Annotated in this window: 25 protein-coding genes; 11 read left to right on the top strand and 14 right to left on the bottom strand. The window is 58.7% G+C overall.

The window, feature by feature from the left end; translation table 11 throughout:
* Nucleotides 1-188: 188 nt before the first annotated feature.
* The 3 genes from HYZ49_11775 to HYZ49_11785 all read left to right on the top strand — a co-directional run bounded on the left by HYZ49_11775 (nucleotide 189) and on the right by HYZ49_11785 (nucleotide 1,998).
* On the top strand, nucleotides 189-611 hold the full coding sequence (locus HYZ49_11775) for an ester cyclase (protein MBI3242961.1): 423 nt from the start codon (nucleotides 189-191) through the stop codon (nucleotides 609-611).
* 46 nt (nucleotides 612-657) lie between these two features.
* Nucleotides 658-1,230 (top strand): hypothetical protein, encoded by a 573-nt coding sequence (locus tag HYZ49_11780; GenBank protein MBI3242962.1) that lies wholly within the window; start codon nucleotides 658-660, stop codon nucleotides 1,228-1,230.
* 195 nt (nucleotides 1,231-1,425) lie between these two features.
* Nucleotides 1,426-1,998 carry a polyketide cyclase gene (locus HYZ49_11785; protein ID MBI3242963.1) on the top strand — a complete coding sequence of 191 codons (573 nt, stop codon included), beginning with the start codon at nucleotides 1,426-1,428 and terminating at the stop codon, nucleotides 1,996-1,998.
* A gap of 104 nt (nucleotides 1,999-2,102) precedes the next feature.
* Here HYZ49_11785 and HYZ49_11790 read toward each other — a convergent pair whose 3' ends face one another.
* From HYZ49_11790 to HYZ49_11815, 6 genes are all read right to left on the bottom strand, one after another.
* Entirely contained in the window at nucleotides 2,103-3,026 is a 924-nt protein-coding gene (locus HYZ49_11790; GenBank protein MBI3242964.1) for a hypothetical protein, read from the bottom strand.
* A complete protein-coding gene (locus tag HYZ49_11795; protein MBI3242965.1) occupies nucleotides 3,023-3,412 on the bottom strand; it encodes a hypothetical protein in 390 nt (129 codons plus the stop codon). The genes HYZ49_11790 and HYZ49_11795 overlap by 4 nt, the downstream gene beginning before the upstream one ends.
* A 77-nt stretch (nucleotides 3,413-3,489) precedes the next feature.
* Nucleotides 3,490-4,218, bottom strand: coding sequence for an ISL3 family transposase (locus HYZ49_11800; protein ID MBI3242966.1), 729 nt, complete (start codon nucleotides 4,216-4,218; stop codon nucleotides 3,490-3,492).
* Between the two features lie 26 nt (nucleotides 4,219-4,244).
* Complete coding sequence (locus tag HYZ49_11805) at nucleotides 4,245-4,703, bottom strand: transposase family protein (GenBank protein MBI3242967.1); 459 nt, start codon at nucleotides 4,701-4,703, stop codon at nucleotides 4,245-4,247.
* A gap of 51 nt (nucleotides 4,704-4,754) precedes the next feature.
* Nucleotides 4,755-4,982 (bottom strand): hypothetical protein, encoded by a 228-nt coding sequence (locus tag HYZ49_11810; protein MBI3242968.1) that lies wholly within the window; start codon nucleotides 4,980-4,982, stop codon nucleotides 4,755-4,757.
* 113 nt (nucleotides 4,983-5,095) lie between these two features.
* Entirely contained in the window at nucleotides 5,096-6,175 is a 1,080-nt protein-coding gene (locus HYZ49_11815; GenBank protein ID MBI3242969.1) for a winged helix-turn-helix domain-containing protein, read from the bottom strand.
* A gap of 93 nt (nucleotides 6,176-6,268) precedes the next feature.
* Here HYZ49_11815 and HYZ49_11820 point away from each other — a divergent pair, with 93 nt between their 5' ends.
* The 7 genes from HYZ49_11820 (at nucleotide 6,269) to HYZ49_11850 (ending at nucleotide 14,333) form a co-directional block, all read left to right on the top strand.
* Complete coding sequence (locus HYZ49_11820; GenBank protein MBI3242970.1) at nucleotides 6,269-6,952, top strand: hypothetical protein; 684 nt, start codon at nucleotides 6,269-6,271, stop codon at nucleotides 6,950-6,952.
* A 96-nt stretch (nucleotides 6,953-7,048) separates the two neighbouring features.
* Complete coding sequence (locus HYZ49_11825) at nucleotides 7,049-7,225, top strand: hypothetical protein (protein ID MBI3242971.1); 177 nt, start codon at nucleotides 7,049-7,051, stop codon at nucleotides 7,223-7,225.
* A complete protein-coding gene (locus HYZ49_11830) occupies nucleotides 7,222-9,342 on the top strand; it encodes a phosphotransferase (GenBank protein MBI3242972.1) in 2,121 nt (706 codons plus the stop codon). Before HYZ49_11825 ends, HYZ49_11830 begins: the two co-directional genes overlap by 4 nt.
* Before the next feature lie 90 nt (nucleotides 9,343-9,432).
* Entirely contained in the window at nucleotides 9,433-10,077 is a 645-nt protein-coding gene (locus HYZ49_11835; protein MBI3242973.1) for a DUF4349 domain-containing protein, read from the top strand.
* A 211-nt stretch (nucleotides 10,078-10,288) separates the two neighbouring features.
* The gene (locus HYZ49_11840) at nucleotides 10,289-11,881 is read left to right on the top strand and encodes a von Willebrand factor type A domain-containing protein (GenBank protein ID MBI3242974.1); all 1,593 of its coding nucleotides are present in this window, start codon (nucleotides 10,289-10,291) and stop codon (nucleotides 11,879-11,881) included.
* 336 nt (nucleotides 11,882-12,217) lie between these two features.
* On the top strand, nucleotides 12,218-13,198 hold the full coding sequence (locus tag HYZ49_11845; GenBank protein ID MBI3242975.1) for an ROK family protein: 981 nt from the start codon (nucleotides 12,218-12,220) through the stop codon (nucleotides 13,196-13,198).
* A 76-nt stretch (nucleotides 13,199-13,274) separates the two neighbouring features.
* On the top strand, nucleotides 13,275-14,333 hold the full coding sequence (locus tag HYZ49_11850; protein MBI3242976.1) for a DUF2817 domain-containing protein: 1,059 nt from the start codon (nucleotides 13,275-13,277) through the stop codon (nucleotides 14,331-14,333).
* Between the two features lie 408 nt (nucleotides 14,334-14,741).
* On the opposite strand, the gene HYZ49_11855 is transcribed toward HYZ49_11850, so the two are convergent.
* Nucleotides 14,742-16,214, bottom strand: a complete 1,473-nt coding sequence (locus tag HYZ49_11855) for a formylglycine-generating enzyme family protein (GenBank protein ID MBI3242977.1) — start codon at nucleotides 16,212-16,214, stop codon at nucleotides 14,742-14,744.
* 76 nt (nucleotides 16,215-16,290) lie between these two features.
* Between HYZ49_11855 and HYZ49_11860 the strand changes: the two genes are divergently transcribed.
* On the top strand, nucleotides 16,291-16,488 hold the full coding sequence (locus HYZ49_11860; protein ID MBI3242978.1) for a hypothetical protein: 198 nt from the start codon (nucleotides 16,291-16,293) through the stop codon (nucleotides 16,486-16,488).
* A 53-nt stretch (nucleotides 16,489-16,541) separates the two neighbouring features.
* On the opposite strand, the gene HYZ49_11865 is transcribed toward HYZ49_11860, so the two are convergent.
* The 7 genes from HYZ49_11865 to HYZ49_11895 form a co-directional block, all read right to left on the bottom strand.
* Nucleotides 16,542-17,195, bottom strand: a complete 654-nt coding sequence (locus HYZ49_11865; protein MBI3242979.1) for a hypothetical protein — start codon at nucleotides 17,193-17,195, stop codon at nucleotides 16,542-16,544.
* A 100-nt stretch (nucleotides 17,196-17,295) separates the two neighbouring features.
* Nucleotides 17,296-18,699 carry an adenylosuccinate lyase gene (locus HYZ49_11870; GenBank protein ID MBI3242980.1) on the bottom strand — a complete coding sequence of 468 codons (1,404 nt, stop codon included), beginning with the start codon at nucleotides 18,697-18,699 and terminating at the stop codon, nucleotides 17,296-17,298.
* Between the two features lie 108 nt (nucleotides 18,700-18,807).
* Nucleotides 18,808-19,902, bottom strand: coding sequence for a GTPase Era (gene era / locus HYZ49_11875; protein ID MBI3242981.1), 1,095 nt, complete (start codon nucleotides 19,900-19,902; stop codon nucleotides 18,808-18,810).
* Between the two features lie 12 nt (nucleotides 19,903-19,914).
* Entirely contained in the window at nucleotides 19,915-22,086 is a 2,172-nt protein-coding gene (locus HYZ49_11880; GenBank protein ID MBI3242982.1) for a hypothetical protein, read from the bottom strand.
* A gap of 29 nt (nucleotides 22,087-22,115) precedes the next feature.
* The gene (locus HYZ49_11885) at nucleotides 22,116-22,721 is read right to left on the bottom strand and encodes a hypothetical protein (GenBank protein ID MBI3242983.1); all 606 of its coding nucleotides are present in this window, start codon (nucleotides 22,719-22,721) and stop codon (nucleotides 22,116-22,118) included.
* A 5-nt stretch (nucleotides 22,722-22,726) separates the two neighbouring features.
* The gene (locus tag HYZ49_11890) at nucleotides 22,727-23,236 is read right to left on the bottom strand and encodes an isoprenylcysteine carboxylmethyltransferase family protein (protein ID MBI3242984.1); all 510 of its coding nucleotides are present in this window, start codon (nucleotides 23,234-23,236) and stop codon (nucleotides 22,727-22,729) included.
* A 42-nt stretch (nucleotides 23,237-23,278) separates the two neighbouring features.
* On the bottom strand, nucleotides 23,279-23,818 hold the full coding sequence (locus HYZ49_11895; protein MBI3242985.1) for a hypothetical protein: 540 nt from the start codon (nucleotides 23,816-23,818) through the stop codon (nucleotides 23,279-23,281).
* Between the last annotated feature and the right edge of the window lie 32 nt (nucleotides 23,819-23,850).

Consider the following 23,850-nt stretch of genomic DNA (forward strand, 5'->3'; position numbering starts at 1 on the left):
TGATCTGGCAAACAGGCAGTGTAGGGCGAGTTGGCAACTCGCCCTACGGTTGCTTGCACTTCTGAACCGACAAGAACTGAAAATTGCTCTTAGCCTGCGTCCTCGCGGGTGTTCCCAACCGCGAGGACGCGGTTGGGGAGCATTTGCACTTCTGAACCGACAAGAGCGTAAGCACAAAGGAGGCTCTCATGTCAGCCGAACAAAACAAGGCCCTCGTCCGCCGCCTCTTCGACGAGTTCTATCCTGGCAACGTGGACGTGGCCGACGAAATCTTTGCCGCCCAGGTTGAATTGAACGACTCTGGCAAGGCAATGACAGTCACGCCTGAAGACCTGAAACAGCGTCACCGGGCGCAGTTGGCCGCCATGCCCGATTGCACCATCACGCTTGAAGATATGGTGGGCGAAGGCGACAAAGTAGCCTATCGCTGGACATTGCGCGGCACGCAAACCGGCCCATCGCGCGGCATTCCGCCCACCGGCAAGCACGCCGTCATGTCGGGCACAACCATCATGCGCATTGCCAACGGCAAGATCGTCGCCGGCTGGCACAACTACGACATGCTTGGCCTCTTGCAACAACTCGGCGTGATTCCAACACCCGGCCAGTAAATTTCCACTTCCATAAGCTATCTGACGAAAGCACAGGAGACACAAGATGACGACAGCTACCCACATCTGGCAAGACGTGGATTATGTGCAACGCCAAGTCGTTCGCGACCGGGCGAGCGCCATTGCCACATTGAACGACCTCTTTCGCAGTGGCGTCGTCCCCAACCCGCGCCTGAGTGGCCGTTACCGGGGCGCGCTGATCACGCCCAGCCTCAACCCGGTGCTCGACAGTTTGGGCCGGGCCTTCACCGCCTGGTGGCTGCCGTGGAAGGGCAAGACCTTCGACCCGCTCACCAGCAGTGGCGACAACATTTTTACGAACGACGGCCAATGGCTCAGCCGCCTGATCTGGCCCTCGTATGACGGCTACGTCGCCGACGGGCCGGGCCAGTCGCGGGCCTGCACCTTCCGCACTTACGTGAGCGCCGGGAAACTTGACCCCGACATGAATGTGCTGAAGATTGACTACGATCTGGACGTGAACCCGAAGTTCATCATCCGCGATGTGCTCGATGAGCTGGCGCAGATTGACGACGGTTTTTATTTGGGCAAGGCATTATTGCGCCGCCCCGGCAACCGCTGGGTTTGCGCGGCGTACTTCACACTCAGTTCGTTGTAGGCAAATGACTTTCACCGCAATTGACCCAAAGACCTGTCAGGTCTCAGCAACCCTCTGCGGTTTTCAGGTTTCGCGAAAGACCTGGCAGGTCTTACAAAATCTGGCGGAAGGATTCAACACGAAGCCACAAAGGCGCCAAGACACAAAGTTTTCTTAGTGTCTTCGAGTCTTTGTGACTTCGTGGCAATTAACGACATGGCAACAAATGACTACCACTTCATCACTCGCTGGCGCATGCAAAGCACCGCCGAAGAAATTTTCGATATTCTGGCCAACGGCCCCGAACTGACCCGCTGGTGGCCGTCGGTGTATTTGGATGTGAAGCAGTTGGAGCCGGGCAGTGAGAACGGCCTGGGCAAGGTCATCAGCCTGTATACAAAAGGCTGGTTGCCCTACGACCTGCGCTGGCAGTTCCGCATTGTTGAAGTGGACTACCCGCGAAGCTTCAGCCTGCAGGCCTGGGGCGACTTTAACGGACGCGGCGTTTGGACGATTGAACCGGGCGGCGAGTGGGTGAACATCAGCTACGACTGGAAGATTCGAGCCGACAAGCCTCTCTTCCGCTACTTCTCATTCATTATGAAGCCGCTGTTCTCGGCCAACCACAGGTGGGCGATGGAAAAAGGCGAAGAGAGTTTGAGCCTGGAGTTGGCCCGCCGTCATGCTCGCACGCCCGAAGAGCGCGCCCGCATCCCTGCCCCGCCCGGCCCCACATTTGCTTTTCTCAGCAAGGGTGGGCAGGCAAAGCAAGTACTGCTCACAGAGTGAAGGACTTCAGCTCTCAAATAATGTCACCCCGAGTGTAGTTACGAGGGGTCTCTGGCTTTGCTCTCAACACAGGCAGAGAGGCCTCGTTTCACTCGGCATGACAATCATTCGCCCAGCACCAACGTTCCCCAAGTCGTCGGATCAGTCAGCTTGCGCGTGTTCACCGTTGAGACCATGCTCTGCTGTTCGGCGGCGGCGGTGTTGTCGTTGTCGGAGAGGGAGAGGGCGAAGCCGAAGCGGCTGTTCACGGCTGGCGTGACTCCAAACACGGCCCAGGGGATGGCGGCCTCGACGGTGTAACCGTCACCAGTCGGTTTGGCCGACACGGCCACCCCGGCCGGAACTCCGGCCCGGTCTTTTGGAAACCAAAGGTAGGTTCCAGGCGGCGGGTTCCCCGTCTCCAAGTCGCCCGGCGAGAGTCCCAGTTGATAATCGTCGCCGCTCAATTTTGCATCGGCAAAGTCTCCCCCCAAATCTACGTCCAACAACAACTCTAAACTATCCCCTTTGAAGATCGCCACATTCGTTTGAGTCTGGGCGCGCACTTCATCTTTTACCAGCACAGCCAAATAAAAATTCGCCTCGTCCCAGGCCAAAGCAAACGTGGCGCTGTTGTCGCCCGCGCCCGACCAGTTGCCCGGCTGGTAGACGACCTGATCGATCACGTCGGCCAGGCCGCCCCACTCGCTCACATCGCCGTCAACGGTTGGCGGCGCAGAAAAATGGGGAGCGTGAAAGACCAGGCCATTCGGTCGAGCAAGGTCGTTCGGAAGGGGGCTGGGTTCGGCGGCAGGCGGCTCGGCGGTTGGCGGCGGCAGGGTCAGGCCGATGGGCGGCGCTTCGGTAGAAGTTGCAATTGGAATTGGCGCGGAGGTGAGCGGCGGGGCGAAGGTGGCGGCTTCCACCGTGAGCCGCACCGCTTCGTCGAGCGTGGCCGCCGCGTCGGGCGAGTTCTCGCCGGGCAAGGCGCAGGCTAATGCAGCGACCAACCACGCACTGATAGCAATCATTAGTCGGAGTTGCTTCATGAATTACCTCGCGGTTGATAGTCAAAGAGAAATAGAGCTACCGCAACTCCTGTAATAAAAGCCATGATAAATGCAGAGGCTGGTATCCCTAAAGCGCCGATAACAATATTCTTCACATTGTAATAAACAAATTCGGGCAACTGATTCTTTAACACGACCGCTCGTTCGGCAATAACAGCAGAAAACGAAAGCACGTATTCAAACATCGTCAAGTTTAATAGTAGGCTAATAACACTAGCCGCTATCCAAGAAAGAATCCATCGAAGTTTTCTGCTGATTGATAAAGCTTGTAGGCTGGCGAAGAAGCCTGCAAACAAGGCACTCACCCACAGTGCAGGAGTCGTTGCCCGGAAGGTTGCGCTTATCGAACCGGAGATGACACCCAACGCCGTAGTCGCCACTATCCAACTATATGCATTGCTGACCCGCGATTTTATGATAACAAATTGCGGCTCTCCCGTTTTTACCGGGACATAGGGTCGAAGGCGACTAAAACGTGCAAGCGAAAGGAGCCGAAATTGCGGTAACCAAAGCCGCGGCGATTGAGCATTTTGATTTTCAAATTGACGCCTTCGGCAAAACCATTGTTGTAGCGCCCCTCAAAGTAGTTCAAGATTTGCTCCCACCAATTGCGAAGGGTGTTGACAAACGACTGCAAAGCTTTGAAGGGGGTCGCTTCTACTTTGGCAATCCAACTTAGTAGACGCTCTTCAGCGGCTTGGTGAGTTAGGCTTTCATTGAACAAATCGCGAAAGGATTCTTTGAGTTCGTAGCAACTTTTCAATTCAGACGACGCGGCCAACATGCCAGACAATTTTTGCCGTTGTGCTTCGGTTAGGTTCTCTTGGTTCTTGACCAACAACCACCGGCAACCTTTGAGAAGCTCTTTCGTTTCTTCAGCCGCACCTTTTTGAATAACCCGTCTGGCTTTGGTCAACGCTTCGTTCAGGTTCTTCATGACATGAAAACGATCCACCACCCGCCGCGCATTCGGCAGTTTCTGCGCTGCCGCTTCTTGATAGGCATCCCACATGTCCGAGCAAGCGACTTTGACCGCGGCACACCATTCCGACCCGCGTTTTTCCAGCCAATTCAGCAGGGTTTCCTGGCTGCGATCTGCCAAAATGTCCAGAACCAGCCCCAACTCCGGGGCCGAGATGACCAAAACAAATTGGCCATGCCCTTTGTGCAAAGAAATCTCGTCAAAGCAGATCGCGCTTACCGTCGGGTAGCCGCGACCCTCGATCTTTTTTTTGCCCAGTATTCAAAGATGGTCTGGGTGGCTTCTTCACTCAGACCTTCTTCGTGGGCGACTTGACTGACGGTCTCGCGGCGGACGCGTTGGTAGACCTGCCGCTCATAACGCTCGGTATAACTGAAGCCCGTCCTTTTCCAATCCACCCGTTCGACAAAGGTCTTTTGGCAAGGCTCACATTGGAAACGTCGAGCACGATAACTCAAATAACAACGCCTGTCGGCTAGCGGCAAATCTCGAACCATTTGCACTTCGCTCAGATCGTGCACCTGAGTGCTGAGGTGTCCACAGTTTGGGCAACCGGCGACGGGCAACGTCGACTCAACAATCAGATTGATTTGGTCTTCGCCGACCCAGTCAGCTCGCCGCACCTGGAGATTTTGAATGCCAAGCAGTTTGTTTAGAATATCGTTGTTGTTCATCGGACACAGCCTTTCAACTCCGATGTTATCGCATTTATTCAGTTTTTCCCGTTAAAAACGGGAGAGCCCAAATTGCGCTGTACTTTGTACTACCCCTACGACGAAAGACACTACTATGCTTGAAAGCAGATTCATTGCAAAAACAGTAATGTCGGTTTCTGACTCCAGCCCCAAAGTATTGGAAAGTGTCTCTAAGCCAATATTGACCCCAATGCCGATCAAAATGGCAGGAATCAAAGCAATCGTATTACCAACAACATCCGCAAGAAATGTTGCCATACTCCATTGCAACCACAGCTTCAATTGTTCCGATCTGCTATTTGGCGGATTCAGCATCCTATCTCTCTAAGCTCTTCGGGCGGGAACAAACACGGCACGTTTCATGCATTCCCTCATGAGGACTTGAACCGGTAGCCGCGTCCGGGCACGGTGAAGATGTGGCGCGGGGTGGCCGGGTCTGGCTCGATCTTTTCGCGCAGGCGGCGGATGAGTTGGGACAGGCTGTCGTCGCGCACGCCGCGCTCGAACACTTTGTCTTCGGGCCAGGCGGCGTGGATCAGATCGTCTTTTTCGCAGACTGTCTCCGGGTGAGCGAGGAAGTAGTTGAGCAGGAGATGCTCTTTGGCCGTCAGTTGAGTCGTATCGAAGGCAAAACCGGACGGGCGAGCCGCCGTGAGAAAAGGATGGCCGCTGAGGCCGGAGAGGCGAAGCTCATCGTCGGTGGGCTTGTCGCTCCAAAATTCTTCCACCCGCGCCCGCACCGCCGGGTGGCTGGCAATGTTCCCGACGTTCGCGCCAGCGGCGTAAGACTCGCAGGCGGCGCGCAGAAATGAGGCGTAGCCGCGCGAGACGTTGAACAAAGCCTCGACCACCGTTTCGTCCCAATGCAGGCTTTTGCGTTCGGCGTAGCGGGCCACGTTCCAACGCGAGTCGTTTTGGTTGAGCGGGCCGAGCCAGAGGGTGTTGGCGTGAAAGAGTTCGGCAAATTCGTTGTCGGGCGGCAGGGGGCGACGGGTGCTGGCGAGGAAGGTCAGCTCGAACTTGTGGCGGTCGCGCAGGGCGCGCAGGTTGTTGAAGAGGGCCGGGTCGGGATCGTGAGTGAACACGTCGAAGCGGTCGAGCAACAGAGTCGGCCCGCCCGAAGCCGAGATAAAACGGTCAAGGGCCGAGTCCAGGGCCTCCAACTCGTCGGCGGCTTCACCGGAGTCGCCAAGCGCGCGCCTGACGAGTCGAAACATTGTCGAAGGCGTAGGTTGTGAGAGGCGATTGCAATCAATCAGAACGAATCGGCGGCCCGGAAGCGAAACCCGGTTGGCAATGAAGCCCAGCAGGTTGCTCTTGCCGGCGCCGCTCAAGCCAACAACCGAGACGCACTCGCCGGCGCGGGCGGCGGTGGTGATGAAGGCGACTTCGGTGGCGCGATAGTCGTTGGGATAAGTGTCCCAGGTGGTCATGACATTGATGATGGACAAACAGATCGCGTTTATTCGTAAGTGATCGGTAAGTCTCCGACCAACATTACAGGCCTATTATACGAGACGTATTTGGCTTATGGGAGTGAACTTATGAAATCAATTTGGCGCCGAACATTCACGCTCTTGCTGGCCGGCCTGCTTCTGCTGGCACTCTCGCCTGCACCACAGGTTGAGGCTATTCCCGTCACTGGCGGCCCGGTGGTGTTTGCGGAGGAAGGTGTCGAAAGCGTTGCCAGTCCGTTGGACGAATTTGCGCTGGGCGTGAAGGACGGAGCGGCGGGCGTGGTGCGGGGTGTGTACGCGCCGGGGGCGCTGGCCTTGCGGGTGGAGCAACAACCCGAAACCAGGCCGATGTATATTTCGGCGGCCCCGGACACGGCCACTCAGTTTCGCTATGCCACTTTCACCAACGTCATCGGCCTGCTGGCGCACAACCATGTTTCGGGCGCGCAGTTTTTCAATTTGAACTTCGGCCAGGAAGTGTGGATCGTTTACGGCGACGGCGCGAAGCAAGGGTATCTGGTGGCGAACATTCTGCGCTATCAGGCGCTCCAGCCGGCCAGCACCCGCAGTCAATTCCTGGACCTGGACACGGGCGAGGTGGTTTCTTCGGCCCAGCTTTACGACCGGGTGTATCGCGGCGAGCATCACCTGACCTTTCAGACGTGCATCGAGCAGGGCGGCGTTGCCACCTGGGGGCGGTTGTTCGTCATTGCCACGCCGCTCGGCGAATTGATTCCGGCGCTTGACCCGGGGCTGGATGTGTTGAACTGATTTTGGCAATCGAGGCAACCTGTAGAGACGTTCCGGTGGAACGTCTCTATTTTTTTTATGCAACCGCCTCTCGCCAATTGGGATTATACTAAATACATGTCCCCTCGCGCGCGTTTGGCGCTGGCAATCGTCGGCCTGCTCATTGTTTGCCTGTCGTGTGTGGCGCTGGTTTACGCCGTGCGGCCTCTGGAGCATATCAGCGAGCAAGCGCCGGTGGCCCCCACCCTGTTCGCCCCACCGCAGTCTTTTGTTGAGTTGTCGAGGCTGGAATGAAGGCGCAGAAGTTTTGGCTGATCGTTGCGGCGATCCTTGTCGTCCTCATTCTGGCGGCCTGCGGCGGCGCGGCCACTACCCAAGCGCCTGCCGCCACCGAGGCGCCTGCCGCGACAATTTCGCCCACCGAAGTGCCAGCCGCGGCTACCGCCGAAGTCCAAACGCAAACGGTCGAGGCAACCGGCGCCCCAACCTCAACCGGCGTCATCGTCACCTCACCGCCCGTCGTCACAACAGTTCCCGCCATCAGCCCCACAGCCACGCCCGTCGTCGAAGCGCGCGTGATCGAATTGGAGTGGCCGCCGGAAATGCGGCTGGGCGAATCGGACCTCATTCGCCTCGCCCTCATCCCGTCGAAAGACGGCTACACCGTCACCACAGAATTTCCCGAACACCAAACCATTACCGACACCGTGCCGGTCGAGCGGCCCGGCGGCTTCAGCCTCTCGGCCTCGGCCCGGCTCGACGGCGTGGGCTTTGACATCGAGCCGGGCAACGAGCAAACTTACGGTTTGCCGCTCGATCAGCCGGTGACGTGGCGCTGGACGATCACCCCACTCGCGCCAAATCAACAACGGCTCTCGATCCTCCTCCGGCTGGTGTGGACGCCTCAGCCGGGTAACCCGTCGCCCCTTCGTGAAACCGTGATCTACTCCAAAGGCCTCAACGTTCAAGTGGCCTCGTTCTTCGGCCTCACCCAGCGCGAGGCCCTGGCCGCCGGGTTCGTGGGTCTGGCGTTCGGCAGCACCCTCAGCCTGCCGCTGGCCGCTTACGTTTTGCGCCCGCGCCGCGCCCGGCCCTCATTGCAAACCGCCAACCCCAACGCCGGGCTGATCATCGAACATCCACCCGGCCTGCAACTTTCAGCCGAAGAGACGCGACTGCTCAAGACGCTCTTCCGCCGTTACGCCCGTGTCACGCTGGAGGCCGAGTTCCGCTCCGGCTACTCCGGCGCGCGCACCTTCCTGGCCTTGCCCGTCCGCGCCGATGGCCGGGCCGACGCTTACACCATCGCCAAACTCGGCGAACGCGACTCCATTCAGCGCGAGTTCGAAAACTACGAAGCCTTCGTCAAAGACACCCTGCCGCCCATGACAGCGCGGATTCAAGAAGCGCCCGTTTCTCCCCCCTCTCCTGTCCCGCGTGCTGTTCGCGGGACGGGAGAGGGGCCGGGGGTGAGGGCCGTTCTCCGTTACACCTTCATCGCCGAGCCGACTCGCTTGCCTATCAGCCTCCGCGAATCTCTAATCTCTAATCTCGATCCTTCTTTGTTAGAGAAACTCTTTCAGACTTTCGGCCCCAACTGGTGGCTTCAGCGCAAGCCTTACACGTTCCGTCTGGCCGAGGAGTACGATCGCATGTTGCCCGCGCACTTTGTCGTCGAACCGTGTGGCGATGAGCCGATCAACAACACCTTCGATGGTTTATATGCGCCGGCTTCAACCACTGCCATGCAGCCCGGCCATGTCGTCGCCCTCAAAAATCTCAACATTGTCGAGCGCCGCGCCGACGGCAAATCACTTTCTCTTTCAGGCTTAACCCAGCCCGGTTATCCGCCGTTGCGCGTGCGTTGGAACAGTCTCACTCTGCCAGTCAACGCCCGGGGGCGCATCGTCGCCACCCGCAAAACATTGCTTGGCGAACTTACGGCGGGATTCGAACTATTCGGCCTTCCCGATCCGTTCCTCAAGCTGGATGCTCTTCTCAACGAGCGCCTCATCGCCACCCAGTCCACCATTCACGGCGACCTCAATCTCGAAAACATCCTCGTCGGCCCCGGCGGCTTTGTGTGGCTGATTGACTTTGCCCAAACCAGAGACGGCCACCCCTTGTACGACTTCGCCCACCTCGAAGCCGAAATCATCGCCCACGTCCTCGCGCCCCAATTTGCTTCTGTGTCAGATTATGCCGCTCAATTACGAACCGGCTCTCTCCACCCTCTTCTCTCTTCTCTTCATTCAATTGCCGCCCGTTGCCTCTTCAACCCCTCTCAGCCGCGAGAATATCAACTGGCGCTCTACCTGGCCTGCCTCGGCGCGCTCAAGTTCGTCAACCTCAACTCACATCAAAAACAGGTGTTGTATCTCACTGCCGCCCACCTCGCCCAGATTTTGTAATTTGTCAATCTTTTGTCAACCGAATATCAAGCCTGCCGCCTCATCCGGGCTAGAGTATGAGCAACGCTCACACTCTCAAAGGAGGCGGCCATGTTCCGCTCACTCTCACTCCATTCACTCATCCTGATCCTCGCGTTGGCCCTGGCGGCCTGTGGCGGCAGTGCCACGCCCCAGCTCATCGGCTCGTACCCACGCGGCTCGGAAAGCGGTGTCGTCACCTCGTCGGGCAACGCGCCGGCCAACACCCTCGTCGTCTACAATGCCTATCTTGAATTGGAAGTGTACAACACCGACTCGGCGGCAGACCGGGCCGAGCAAGTGGCCTATGAGCACGGCGGCTACCTGGTCAGTTCACAGTCGTGGTATCAGGGCAACGAAAAATACGCCACGCTCACCCTGGCCGTGCCGGTCGCTTACTTCGACTTAGCCCGCGAAGACCTGCTCCGGCTGGGCAAGGCTACGCACGAGAGCACCTCCGGCGAGTTGGTGGGAACCGGCGACGGCTCGAACGGCTGGAACACGTACTCGAACATCACCGTGCAGTTGCGGCCCACACCTGTCCTGGGGCGCGCTGGTGAGGCCGCCTCACAGTGGATAAACAACGCTGTGTCGTTCATCTTCGGCCTCACTACTGCCCTTTTCTGGATCGCCGTGTTTCTCACGCCGCCATTCCTGATGATTGTCGGCTTCTTCGCAACCCTCCGCTGGCTTGTCGCCCGTTTCCGTCGGCCCTAAAAGCACGCTAACCATCTCGACGCCGGGTGTCCTTCGCTCTGACACCCGGCGTCTTTTTTTGTCATCCCCCTGTCAACCCTTTATCAAGCCTGTCAACCCGTTTGGCGTTACCCTGTTTGCAGAGTAAGGGCGAAGCATTCGCCAATGAACTCAAATGGAAAAACAACAATCTGCGGGCGAATGTTTCGCCCCGACCAAAAGGAGAACAACCATGAACGCCAAACATCTCATCATCGTCTCAATCGTTTTCACTTTGCTGTTGGCCGCCTGCGGCGGCGCAGCCACGCCTGTCCAAATCTCGGCCCCGCAGGCCACGCAAGCGCCCTACGTCATCACGACGCAAGCGGTCGAAGCGCCGGCGGCCACCTCTGGGCCAATCTATCTACCGCCTGCGGCCACTCAAGCCCCGGCCTATCTTGCGCCTACCGCCACACCTCCATTCGACAACACCTTCCAGAACTACGGCGTCAACCCCTTCATTGACACCTACGCCGACCACCTTTCCACCTTTGCCCTGGACGTGGACACGGCCTCGTACACCGTCGCCCGCAGCTACGTCAACAACGGCAACATCCCGCCCGCCGACGCCATTCGCGTGGAAGAGTTCGTCAACTACTTCCAGCAGGATTACGCCGCCCCGCCCGATGTGGCCTTCGCCCTCTACGCCGACGGCGCGCCCTCGCCCTTCCAGAAGGACGGCACGCAAATCATCCGCGTGGGCGTGCAAGGCTATGAAGTTTCTGAAGCCGAGCGCAAACCGGCCTCGCTCACCTTCGTGATTGACATCTCCGGCTCGATGGCTCAGGGTGGCCGCCTCGAACTGGTCAAGCAATCTCTGCAAATGCTCGTGGATCGCCTGCGCCCCTCGGACACGGTTGCCATCGTGGTCTACGGCTCGGATGCGCGAGTGATGTTGAACCCGACCAGCGGCGAAGACCGGGCGACGATCCTCAGCGCCATCTACGGCCTGCAACCTGAAGGCGCGACCAACGTGGAAGCCGGCCTCCGCCTGGGCTACGACATCGCCAATCTCGCCTACCGCCCCGACGGCATCAACCGCGTCATCCTGTGCAGTGACGGGGTGGCCAACGTCGGCGCGACCGGCCCCGATCAAATTCTGCAAAGCGTTCGCGGCTACGCCGACGCCGGCATCACCCTGACCACCGTCGGTTTTGGCATGGGCAACTTCAACGACGTGCTCATGGAGCAGTTGGCCGACAACGGCGACGGCAACTATGCTTACGTGGACGATCTGGACGAAGCCAACAAGCTGTTCGTCGAAGACATGACCTCGACCCTGCAAGTCATCGCCCTCAACGCCAAAGTGCAGGTGGACTTCAACAACGAAGTGGTGGCCCGCTACCGGCTGATCGGTTACGAGAACCGGGCCGTGGCCGACCAGGACTTCCGCAACAACGCCGTGGACGCGGGCGAGATCGGCGCCGGGCACACCGTCACCGCTCTCTACGCCGTGCAATTCCACAACCTCGGCGCCGAAGGCCGCATCGCCACCGTCAGCCTGCGCTGGGAAGACCCGACGACGCACGAGGTCAAAGAGATCAACGGCAACTTCAACAGTTGGGACATGGCGAAGTCGTTCGACGAAGCCTCGCTCCGCTACCAGCTTGATGTAGTTGTCTCGCAATACGCCGAACTTCTGCGCCGCAGTCCTTACGCCGCCGAGACTACCTTCGACGACCTGCGCATTCGCTCCCAACGGCTCGCCGCCCAACTCCCCGGCGACGCCGACGTGGCCGAACTGGCCCAACTGGTGGAGCGGGCCAGCCAGTTGAGTGGGTGGTAATCCGGTAGTCAAGTAGTCGGTTGGTCAAGCAGTCACGGGGCGGGCGAAGAATTGCTCGCCCCGTTTGCATTTATAGAGCAAGAAGGCCTGCCGCATCGCCATCGCCGAAGTCAAAGCCTTCCTCGAACAGAACCCGGCTCTCGAAAAAGTCACCTTCGTCTGCTTCAGCAAATCGGACTACAATAGCTACAAATTGGCGCTCAACGAAATTGTCGGCGAGTGAAACAGATCCACCACGAAGACTCGAAGACACGAAGTTACACAAAGAAAGAAAAGTCTTTGTGAACCTTTGGGTCTTTGTGCCTTGGTGGTGAATTGCTATCAAGGAGAAGTGTTATGGCGAAAAAACTTTTCATTGGCGTAGACCTGGGCGGGACGAGTATGCGGGCGGGCGTGGTGGCCAAAGATGGAACCGTGCTCGGTATGGCCAAGCGCAAGACTCACCCGGAGCTTGGCGGCGAAGGCGTGTTTGATCGCCTGGTCAAAACCATCAAAGACGCGGCCAAAGAAGCGGATGTGAAGATGAAGGACATCGGCGGCATTGGCGTGGGCGTGCCGGGGCCGGTGGACACCGAGCGCGGCGTGGTGCGCCTGGCCGTGAACCTGGGCAAGGATTGGACGAACATGCCGCTGGCCGACAAACTGGAAGAGGCGCTTGGCGTTCCGGCTTACATTGACAACGACGTGCGCGTGGGCGCGATTGGCGAGTTCACGCACGGCGCGGGGCGCGAAGTGAACGATATGGCCGCCGTGTTTGTGGGAACCGGGATCGGCGGCGGCATCATTTTGAACGGCGAACTGCGCGGCGGTTTTCGCGGCGGCGCGGGCGAAGTGGGCCACACCATTGTGGCCGCCGACAACGGCATCATCGGCAAGACCGGCCAGCCCGGCACGGTGGAGCCGCTGGCCAGCCGAACCGGCATGGAGCGGATGGTGAAAGAAATGGTCGCCGCTGGCCGCAAGAGCGTTGTGCCTGAACTCATCGAAAGCGTGGGGCAAGGACGGATGACGAGCAGTGTGATCGTCGAAGCCTTGAAGCAGAACGACAAGGTGATGGCCGACGCCCTGGCGAAAGCGCAACACACGCTGGGCTTGCTGGCCGCCAACCTGGTGAACGTGCTTGACCCGGAGATGATCGTCATCGGCGGCGGCGTGACCGAGCGGCTGGGCGAAAAGTTCATCGCTCCGATTCGCAAAGTGGCTTACGCCAACTTTATCAACAAGCAAAACGCGAAGCTGGTGAAGATCGTCCCGGCGGCTCTCAAGGACGCTTCGGGCGTGGTGGGCGCGGCAGTGCTGGCCCGGCAAAAGCTGTAGATGGAAATTAAAGGGGTGCGGGCGGCAGTTCGCGAAGCGTGCCGCCCGCAGTACCACTGCGGGCAAACTGCGCTAGATGAAACACTCCATCACCGGCATCGAACTGGCGGCGGCACTGATCATTGCCGCCGTTCTTGTTGTTCTCGGCTGGCTGATGCTGGCCGTGCTAAGCCTGCCAACCGTGTTCGCCCTCAACGCCTTGCCGGTCTCGACGGTGGTGGTGCAGATTCCAGAGTCGGACGCCACCGTGACGGCGCCATTTACGGCAACCGCTTCCCCGGTTGTGGCCGCCACACCAGCCCAATCCATTCTTCCAACAGAGACGGCCCAACCTTCTCCCACAGCCACGCTCACCGCTACCGCCACTCCCCTCTCGTTCGACTTCGCCGCCCATCATTTCGTCATCGGCCAATCTGTGGAGGGGCGTGATATTGCCGGAGTTGCCTTCCCGGCCTCGGAAGCGCCGGAGCAGGCGCTGGTGCTGGTCAACGGCATTCACGGCGACGAGATGAACTCTGCGCCGGTCGTCGAGCAGTTGTTAGCCGATGTGGAAAGTGGGGCGATGGGTTTGCCGCCGGGGCTGGGGTTGTTTGTGATCGACTCGCTCAACCCGGACGGAGCTTCGCGGGGCAAGCGCCTCAACGCCAACGGCATTGACCTGAACCGAAACTGGGAGACTTACGACTGGAAGCCGGGCGTTGAAATTGCGACGGACTTTTTTCTGCCAGTCGGCGGCGGCCCCGAACCTTTCTCGGAGCCGGAGACGCGGGCGTTGCGCGACTGGTTGCTGGCGCTACAAGCCGAGTACGGCAACGTGACCCTCATTTACTTTCACTCTGCCTTTCCGCCGAACGGGCTGGTGATGCCCGGCACGCATTTAACCAACAGCGTCGAGCTTGGCGACGCGGCTTCGCGTGAAGTAGGGCAGGTTCTGGCCGAAGCGGCCGGCTACAATTACAGCAACCGCTGGCTGGGCGGCTACAAGGTGACGGGCGACGCTTCCACCTGGGCGGTGGATCACCTGATGCGCTCACTGACGGTTGAACTGCCAGTGCGAGAGGCGTTGGATGAGGCGCAGGCGGGGAAGTTGCGGGAAGGGATTTTGGCGGTGATCAACTTTCTGAGTGGGAGATGATGACAGTGGGTTGGGCCTTCTAATCTGCCCCCTGCCCGTCTATCTAAAATTAACTTTGGTTCTGCCGGGAAGCATCCCGGCAGAGCCAGGCCCCTCTTTGAATCAAAGGTTGTGGGCGGATTAGAGAGACACCCCCGCCATAAACTTCGCCCCAGAGCGGGTTGGGCCTTCTAATCCGCCCCCTGCCCGCCTGTTTAAAATTAGCTTTGGTTCTGCCGGGAAGCACCCAGCAGAACCAGGCCCATCTTTGGATCAAAGGTTGTGGGCGGATTAGAGAGACACCCCCGCCATAAACTTCACCCCCAGCTCGAAACGCCTAAAATTTCAAACCGCTGGGGAAGGGGTTTCCCCTTCCCCAGACCCCATCCCCTCAGAGTCCAGAGTTACAGAGATCAGAGTATCCAGAGTTCAGAGTCGGAACGGGACAGCCACTACCCGAAAACCGTGGAGGCCGCTCCAGTAATTCCAGGTGCGGGACGCACAGCGGGCGAACCAACGATCGACAATGAAGGAACCACCACGCACCACGCGGCGAACTTTATCAGCCGCATTCAAGTTTTCACGCTGTTTGTCTTGAGGGTCGTATGGATACTTGAACTCCGACTTATCCCCTTCCAACAAACTACGTGTCCATTCCGCAACATTGCCAGCCATGTCGGCGCAACCATAAGGCGAGTCGCCGCCAAGCGATGAATACTTGCCAACCGGCGTGGTGTCATTGATTTTGCTTTCGCTGGTGTTGCACAAATCCGCCTGCCAGTCGTCCCCCCATGGATACTTCAGCCCGTCCTTGCCCCGCGCCGCCTTCTCCCATTCCGCCTCGCTGGGCAAAGTATAGGATCCGCCGCTGAGGCGGGAGAGCCACTGGCAATAAGCCAGAGCATCTTTCCACGAGACATATTGCACAGGATGATTCGCCTTCCCCATCGGAAAATCACGCCCTTGCCAAGCCGAAGACGCTTTGCGGCTCCGGTCATCCAGCAAAAACAGCCGGTATTCTTCGTTGGTCACCAAGTAGCGCCCAATCCAAAACTCGGGCAGGTAAACACGGTGGCGGGGTTTTTCGTCGTCGCTATAAGCTTCTTTATCGCCCTCATCGCTTCCCATCCAGAACTCGCCCGCTGGCACACGCACCATCTCCGGCTCGATGAAGCGGGCGGTGGGCTTGGCTGGGCGGCGGTCGGGTTGCGAGGGTTCGGGCGGCTTGCGCCGCACTCTGAATTTGCGAAAACCTGCCCATTCGACTTTGTAATCCGGTGGCAAGTTGAAGCCTTCACCCTGAAAATTATTCCAAATGAGGTAGCTGTCTTCCTCAACGTCAAGTAATTCAAACCCTTCGGGCACTTTGATCCAGTCTTTTCCCTTGAGTTTGGCGGCCAACAAATCGGCTAACGGCAAGACGAGCGGGAATGGCTGGCCCAACTGCTCTTTTGTTTCGTCATAGGTTTTGGCCGCCGCAGGGTATGCCTGGCGCCGGTAAATCTTCCAGGCGATCTCCTGCTGGGCCGTGGTTCCGAATTCTTTCAAGCGCGGTTCAACGGACTTGTAAAAATCATAGTGGAGAAAAGCCGCGATCCGCAGCTCCCGCCGCCAAATCTCTTTTTCTGCCAGGTTGGTCAGCTTGTCCAGCGTTTCTAAATCGTCCAGTAAGGCATCAACGTTCTTTGCTTTGAACTCGTGGTGCTCGCCTTTTAGAATCTTATTCAAGATTGAGTCGTCTATCTCTGCTGAAACAGCGGTTTGTTTGACGGAGGACAGGTCAAATTGCTTCATCAATTTCTTGAGAAGCGGAGCAAACTCCAGGCCTTCAAGCTCTGCCTGAAGTTCAACAAGCCGTTCATGCTCTTCCGGCGATGTGTTGTCAAGGATAGAGTTGTCCATGACCAACCTTCTCAAAAGTGCTACTGTGTTCGCAGATGAGCGCTCATCGGACATCACCTCAAAGGAGATTGCACCGATGAAAAAGAAACTTCAAACCAAACGAACCCTGCCCGCGCTGTCCCTGCGATTGCAACTCAAGCGCGGTTGCCTGACCCTTCAACTCAACGTGCGCGCCCGCTGGCTGGCGGCTACCCTGATCCTTGTGACCGCCCTGCTCATGAACTCGAGCGCCCTGCCCCGCCTGCTGGAACTTCTGCCGAAGTTGCTGGGCTGAGGTGAGTATAGACTGAAGAAAGAGGCCGGGCAAGACAACTTTGGTAAGTTCTTCTACGGCGTTCCGCCGGCGGCCACAATCGCCTGCCTGAGCAAATCCACTGCTTCATTCACACTCTGCCGGGCCGCGCCCCACTGCTGAAACGGAATCGAGCCGCCCCCCGGATTCGCCAGGAAATCAGCACAGTTCTGATAGATGTCGTGCGACTTGTTGGTGAACAGGTCAACGGCGGCGCGATAGGTTTGATACGGCCCGCCGAAGTTGCCGGGTTCAAACTGGGGCGCGCCGGCAATCGTCAAATATTGGTTGACCACGTCCTGGCAATTGATGAAGCCGTTCCGCAACGCGCCGTCAATCATCCCGCCAAAACCCTCTACCTGGAGTTTGACTGTGCTGACGGTGGTGAGAAAGTCTGGCGCGGCTGAGGTGAAAGTGGCCGTCGGGGCCAGCGTCACCGGCACGAAGGTGTTGGTGTGAGTGGCTGTCGGGGCCAGGGTGTCGGTGGGTTTGGGCGTGTCGGTTGAAACTGGGGTGTGGGTGGGTTCGGGCGTCGGGGTGTCGCTCGGAACGGGAGTCGGGGTATCTGTGGGCGAGAGGGTTGGGGCCGGAGTTTGAGTTGGGGGTGGGGTGGCCGTTGGCTGTGGGGTGGCCGTTGCACAGGCCGAGACGATGAGAGTGATGATGATCAGGCGGGCAAGTTTTGTCATGATGGGTTTCCTCCGTTGACCACCATAGCAAACTTTGCCGCCTTAACGCAAGCGTTTTAAGGCAATTCAGTACATTCGCCTATGACTTGGCGACAAGTGTCTATTTCGAATTGACGCTGTACTGTTCGCGGAGGGTCTTCGCCAGCGCCGCCGCCCGCTCCGGGGCCGTGCCCACGTAGCCGCGGGCGTCCATCAACGCCTTGAGTTTGTTGGGCTGAAGGTAGAAGAGGAGTTGCTGATCGGTGGCGATAAGGTTGGCCAGCGGGTTGGGCTTGCCGGCTTTGATCGCTTCCCACGCCTTCAGGCTGTGCTCACGCAAACGTTCGTGCATGCGCTGGCGGTCGGCCCCGGCTTTCACTATCGCCATAAGCACGCGCTCGGTGGCGGCGAAGGGGCCGTACATCTCAAGGTTGCGGGCGCAGGCGGCTTCGTCAATCGTCATCCCTTCCACAATTCGGGTCGCGGTGATCAGCATCTCATCAATCGCAATGAAGGCTTCGGGCAAAATCGCGCGGCGGTTGGCCGAGTCGTCGAGGGTGCGTTCGAGAAGCGACCCGGCGGCATTGCTCCAGGCGACTTGCGGCAGGGCGGCGACGTAGCGAGCGAGGGAGCAAATCTTTTCGGCGTTGACCGGATTGCGTTTGAAGGGCATGGCGCTCGACCCGACCTGCTTTTCGCCAAACGGTTCAGCCGCCTCGCCAAAACCGGCAGACTGCATCACCCGCAGATCAAAGGCGAACTTGTGCAGGGCGGCGGCCAACCCGGCCAGGGCGGCCAGCATCGTGTAGTCCTGTCCGCGTGGATAGGTTTGGGTGGCGATAGAAAATGCTTCTAACCCAAGCGACCGCATCACCTGAGACTCGAGTTCGGCAGGCGTGAAGGGTGTGCCATCCAGAATTTCATCATACGAGGCCTGAGTCCCGACCGCGCCCTTGAGGCCTTTGCCCAGCAATTTCTTTCGCAGGTTGGTGAGCGCGTGGTGGTGCGTGAGCAGGTCTTGCGCGTAAACGGCCAGGCGATAGCCAAACGTCGTCGGCTCGGCGGGCTGAAGGTGAGTGTAGGCCATGCACGCCAGATCGCGAGTCTGCTCAATGCGAGCCGCGAAGGCCAGCAAAAGTTGAGCGAGGCGATCCTGCACGAGCGCCAGGGCTTCGCGCTGGCCGAGCACGTCGGCGTTGTCGGTGATGTCGGCGCTGGTCGCGCCCCAGTGAATGATGCCGCCGCCGGTTTGGCACTGCTCGGCATAAGCGCGCACTTCGGCCATCACGTCGTGGCCGATCTCTTTTTCGATTTCGAGCGAGCGAGCAATGTTGATCTCGCCGGCGTGGGCGCGCAAGTCGGCAACCTGCTCCGCCGTCACCAGTCCGGCTTGCTGTTGGGCCTCGGCCAGCGCGGCCCAGATCAGCCGCCAGCGTTTGCGCCGCCGTTCGTCCGACCACAGGGCGCGCATTTCGGGCGAGCCGTAGCGAGAGGAATAGGGCGAGTTATAGAAAGGTGTCGTCATGGTAAAACGTCCACCACGAAGACCGCTTCGCGAGACACAAAGGGCCACTAAGAAATCTTTGTGAAACTTCGTGCCTTTGAGGCTTCGTGGTTAAGTCATCATCAACCATCACTCCTCACGATCATCATAGCCAAACCGCTTCACCGCGCGATCGTCCTGCCGCCAGCCTTCGCGGACTTTGACGTGCAGAGCCAGAAACACTTTGCCGTCAAGCTGGGCCTCGATTTCTTTGCGGGCCTGCTCGCCAATGGTTTTGAGCATCGCGCCCTTCTTGCCGATGAGGATGCCCTTGTGGCTCTCGCGCTCCACGTAAATCACCGCGCTCACGTGGGCGGCCTTGCCTTCCGGCTCCTTGAACTCTTCGATCTCGACGGCGATTCCGTGCGGCACTTCATCTCGCAACTCAGCCAGCGCCGCTTCGCGGATCAACTCGGCGGCCAGGTCGCGCAGTTGAGCGTCGGTGACTTCGTCTTCGCCGTAATACTGCGGGCCTTCGGGCAGGCGGGCGACGAGCATAGGCGCGATCTTCTCCAGGTTGTCGCCGCGCGTCGCCGAGACCAGCATCCACTCGGCGTTTGGGGCCAGGGCGCGGAAAGCGTCGGAGTTTGACAGGACGTGCGCCGGTTTGAGGCGGTCGCTTTTGTTGAGCGCCAGGACGACGGGAGTCTTGGGCGCGTGTCTGGCAATGAGTTCGGCAAGGCGTTTGTCTTCAGTCGTCGGCGGCTCGGAAACGTCGGCCAGCCACAGGATGACATCAGCGTCGGCGATGGCGCCTGTGGCAACCGACTGCATGTATTTGTCCAACGCTTGTTTGGGGCGATGAATGCCGGGGGTGTCTACAAAAATGATTTGCGCCTCAGCGGTTGTTAGTATGCCAAGTTGTTTGCGACGGGTGGTTTGCGGGCGCGGGGAGACGATGGCGACCTTTTGGCCGAGGAGGGCATTGAGCAAAGTGGACTTGCCCACGTTGGGGCGGCCCACCACCGCCACAAAGCCGGAGTGAAAGGTTGACCCGCCAGAGATGATGGCGACCAGCTTGAGTTTGTCGTTTTCCCGCAGGCGTCGCTCATCGGTGACAAGCTTGCCATTACGGACGGCAATATACAACTGCGGCTCGAGGCCGATTTTGATCAGCGCCTCTTTGACGGTGAGGCCGGGTTCAACTTCGTAGGTTTTATCGCGATAGATGATGATGGCAGGCACGAGGTGATTGTACTACGGCAAGCCAGTGTCAGGAATGGTTGGCGTATTCGACGGTTTAGCTTTGGATGCCCTGACGCGGCGAACATCGGCCCAGATTAGCAGAGCCGAAATGAGGAGCGTCGCCGCGCTGAGGGCGAGGCCAACCTTGAACGCCGGCGACTCGAACTGAAAGACGACCTTGTGGCGGCCCGGCGAAACTTGCACAGCCATCAGGCTGGCCGGGAAAGTCAAGTAGAGGGGTGGATCCTCAAAACCAAAGTACACATTCAAAGCCGTACTAACCGTTGTCAGGTCTGCCCGCCGATCATCCACCCACACTTGCCACCCCGAAAACCACGCTTCTGACACGACCAACAGGCTGGCTTCCTCGCCCTCCATTTCCACCAGGAGACGGTTAGGCCCGTCGCGCCGGGCGACGGGGGCGGCGGTCACGTCCGCCAATGCTATTGGAGTCTGCGCCCTGGCCCGGTCAACCGGCAAATAAAATGCGTAAGGGAAACTGTCTCGATTGCGCCAGACGTTCACTGAGTCGAACGTCTGCAACAGATCGGCGTTTGGCAAACCCGGCAGATCGGTGTTCAAAATGACCCAATAGGTGGGCGGCAAAGAAATGGCATCTTCCTGGCCGATCTGCTGAGTGGCGCGCGCCGAACGCCAGCCGTCAACAATGCTGAAAAGGCGCAAGCCGAGTTCGTAACCGGTAATCGAGCCGTTCTCCGTGACCGCCAGCGCCGTGCTAATTCCGTACGGGCCTGGATCATTTTCTCTCAGCCACCTCAAGGCATCTTCTCCGTCAGGCGACGACTCTGCACTCAGGGACACCATCTCTTTGTGAGCCTGATACACATCGTTGACGGCCAGGCCGGCCCCGACCACGACCAGGCTACTCAACAGCGGCCCCAGGCGAATAACAAACTGTTGCTGGCCCGGCGCGGTGAAGATTGACAGCAGTGTTTGAGATGAGCGCAGTGAAGCTAAAAGCTCATCCAAGCCAAATGCGCCCAGGAAGATCAAGAAGAGGCCGCCGACGCTGAGCGCCCGGCCCGGCCAGCGGAATTGAAACAGCAACGGCAGGGCGCGGTAAATCTCTTTGACAAACGAATGGTTCAGGTCGGCCCAGGCCAGCATTAGCAAGAAGCACAGCCCAAAGGCGACGATCTGCTTGCGGCGGCCACGTCGAAAGGCCGGCGCCAGAAACAGCGCGAAAAGGAACGGGCTGACGCCAACGTAGCGATAGCTCTCTTGAATGTACGGCGCTTTGCCTAACAGTGACGTGACGTAGAAGTCGTGATCGGACACGATGTAGTTGAGGAGCGCATCAGCCGGTTTCTGCGAGCCTTCAACTTCAACATCGGACCCAAATCCGCCGTCGTTGCGAATCGCGCCTCGTGAGGCCAACTGGGGGAAAAGCTGGAGGGCAATCAACCCTAATGCCAACAGACCAGCCGCCAGGTATCTCAAGCCCGCCCTCACGTTGAGGCTGGGCGTTGCCGACCACTCAACTGCGTTGATCGCCACAATGATCAGAATAGACGCCAGGCCGTACAGTTGGTAATACAAATTCCCGGCGAAGAAAAACATGGCTTGAGCCAAAGCGGCTAAAACGAGGGCGGTGTAACTCCGGCTTTGGCCGACCCACAGAATCGAAGCAACCGACCAGGGCAACCAGCCTAACGCAAACGACAACTGAAGTTGGCCGACCGGGAGATGCGAGACAATTGCTCCCGACAGCATGTACAGCAGGCCGCACCACAAGCGCGTGACCGCCTGAAAGCCGAGTTGCCGCGCCATGACCCACGCCCCCAGGCCGGCCACGCCAAAGTTGAGGGCCACCGCAACTTTGCTCCCGTTAATCACGCCCCAGATCAACATGGGCAATGACAGAAAGGGATTGAACACAAAGAGAAAAGGGTCGGCGATGAGGGAACGCCCGGTGCCCGCCGTTGCATTCCAGAGTGGAAAGTCTGTCCCGTTTTTCAACGCCTGAATAAACGGCGCGATCACGCCTACGTGAGTCTGGTACTCATTCCCCGGCAGGCGGCGGGCGGGGTCAAAGTTCAACAGGGGCCGGGCGATGAGCCAGGCGACAAAAGCGATCAAGGCTAATTCCACCAGCGTTCCCCAGTGGCGAAAGCGAACAGCCCTGATTCGCACAAGCACGGTTTTGATTGGGGATTCGCGCATCACTGGATTCTTCACTTTCGTCTTTGAATTCAGCCCGCCATACCAGAGAGAAAATCATCCAGGTCTTCAAAAGAGATCGGGCGTGGGTGTGTCAAAACGTGTGGGATGAGATCGAAGGCCATGAGGCCAATCAGATCGGCGTGGAGTTGAAAAGTTGGGAGGCAGGCCGAGAGCCGGGACGGGAAGTCGCCGCCCGGAGTGATGGCGTGGTCGGACTGAGAAACGATTTGGATGGCGGCTGAGAGGAGTGAACCGGGGAAGTCGGCTTCCCCGGCAGAGGCGGCGGCAAAGGCTAGAGGCGGCACGGCCAGATCAAGTTCCTTCAAAAACAGTTGGTCTTCCGATCCATCTACCCAGACTCCCATCGCGTCGGATCGAGGATAGAGCAGGCCGCTCCCGGCCATCCAGTCGAGGGCGTCGAGACCCTGATAGAGTTTGCCAAGATCGTCGGCGGCCATGACGGGGAAGAACGGCGCGCGCGTCTCGAAGCGCGGGTAAGCGTAACGGGCGACGACGGGCGAGAACGAGCGCGCGGCCAACCCGGCCAGATGCTCTGCGCCCTCACCGCTGACAACAAACGTGAGCGTGCCGAGCGAGAGGCAGTGATAGGGAAAGGTTTCGTGAGGAGGAAGCACAGGCCTTACCTGCCCGACCACGCCCTCAGCCGGGGAATCCAGCGCGGGACGTTTGCCTTGTAAAGGCGATAATGATCGCCAAACCGTCTTTCCAACCCCGGCTCTTCCGATAGCACAAAGTAGACGTGATTGATACAGACAAAAACGCAGGCCCAGAACCCTATCGCCCCGGAACCCCAGAGTAGTGCCTGGCCGGTCAGCATCAGGGCGACGCCGCTGATCATCGGGTTGCGGACAAAACGATACGGGCCTGCCGCCACCAGGTTGCGGGTCGGGTCCCAGGGCGCAAGCGTCCCCTGGCCGACTCTGGCGAATAGACTGACGCACCAGCCGAAGAGCACTAAGCCGACGATGATCAACACGACGCCGGCCGAGCGAGGCAACCACACGATGAGCGAACCATCGCCCCAACCAATGCCGCCGGCGGCAAAAGTGGTGAGCAACCAATAAGGCACGACGACCACAACCAGAAAAGGCAGGAGCAGGATAGCCAGCAAATGGCGTAGCGTCGTCAACTTAGGCGCGTCTCTCTCTGATCAAGAACTTCATCTGGCTCTCTAGAGACTTGCATACTTCTTGCGGTACTTGAGATCCTCTTCAGTCTCAATCAATTCCAACGCTTTCTCCTTTATTTTCTCATCCTTTACTGCGCTATAAACATTCCTGAGGCTTTGAATGATATCGTAGCGGATCAAGGTGCAGTTCTTTTCCGTGATGCACTCTTTGAAACGACCGGCCAGACCATCCACCAACTTCTGCTGCTGTTTCTTTCCTGCGACGCCAACTTTCCATAGCGATTGCAGGCAATGCCGGGCGGTGACAAACCTCTCGTCTTTCGTAACTGCCAGCAGAGCATCAAAATCCTTGAGCATCCTATTCTTTGGATCGCTCTTGGCCAGGTTGCAAAGAACCTGGGCCGCAATCGCTCTGTGATGATTGTCTTTGTGGCTTAAGTTTTCCATCATCTCGTCCCACACGTCGTAGGCCCAGTCAACGGGTTTGTCCGTCACCTCGAGAATATGGAGAAAGGCTCTGTTTTGTAATTCCCTATCATCAGACCATAGGTTGTCCAGGTTTGTTCGTGTGAGTTTGTTCATCAATCTCTCCCTTCACGGGCTTCTATTAGAAC

It is taken from the genome of Chloroflexota bacterium (assembly GCA_016197225.1).
Classification (GTDB): domain Bacteria; phylum Chloroflexota; class Anaerolineae; order Anaerolineales; family VGOW01; genus VGOW01.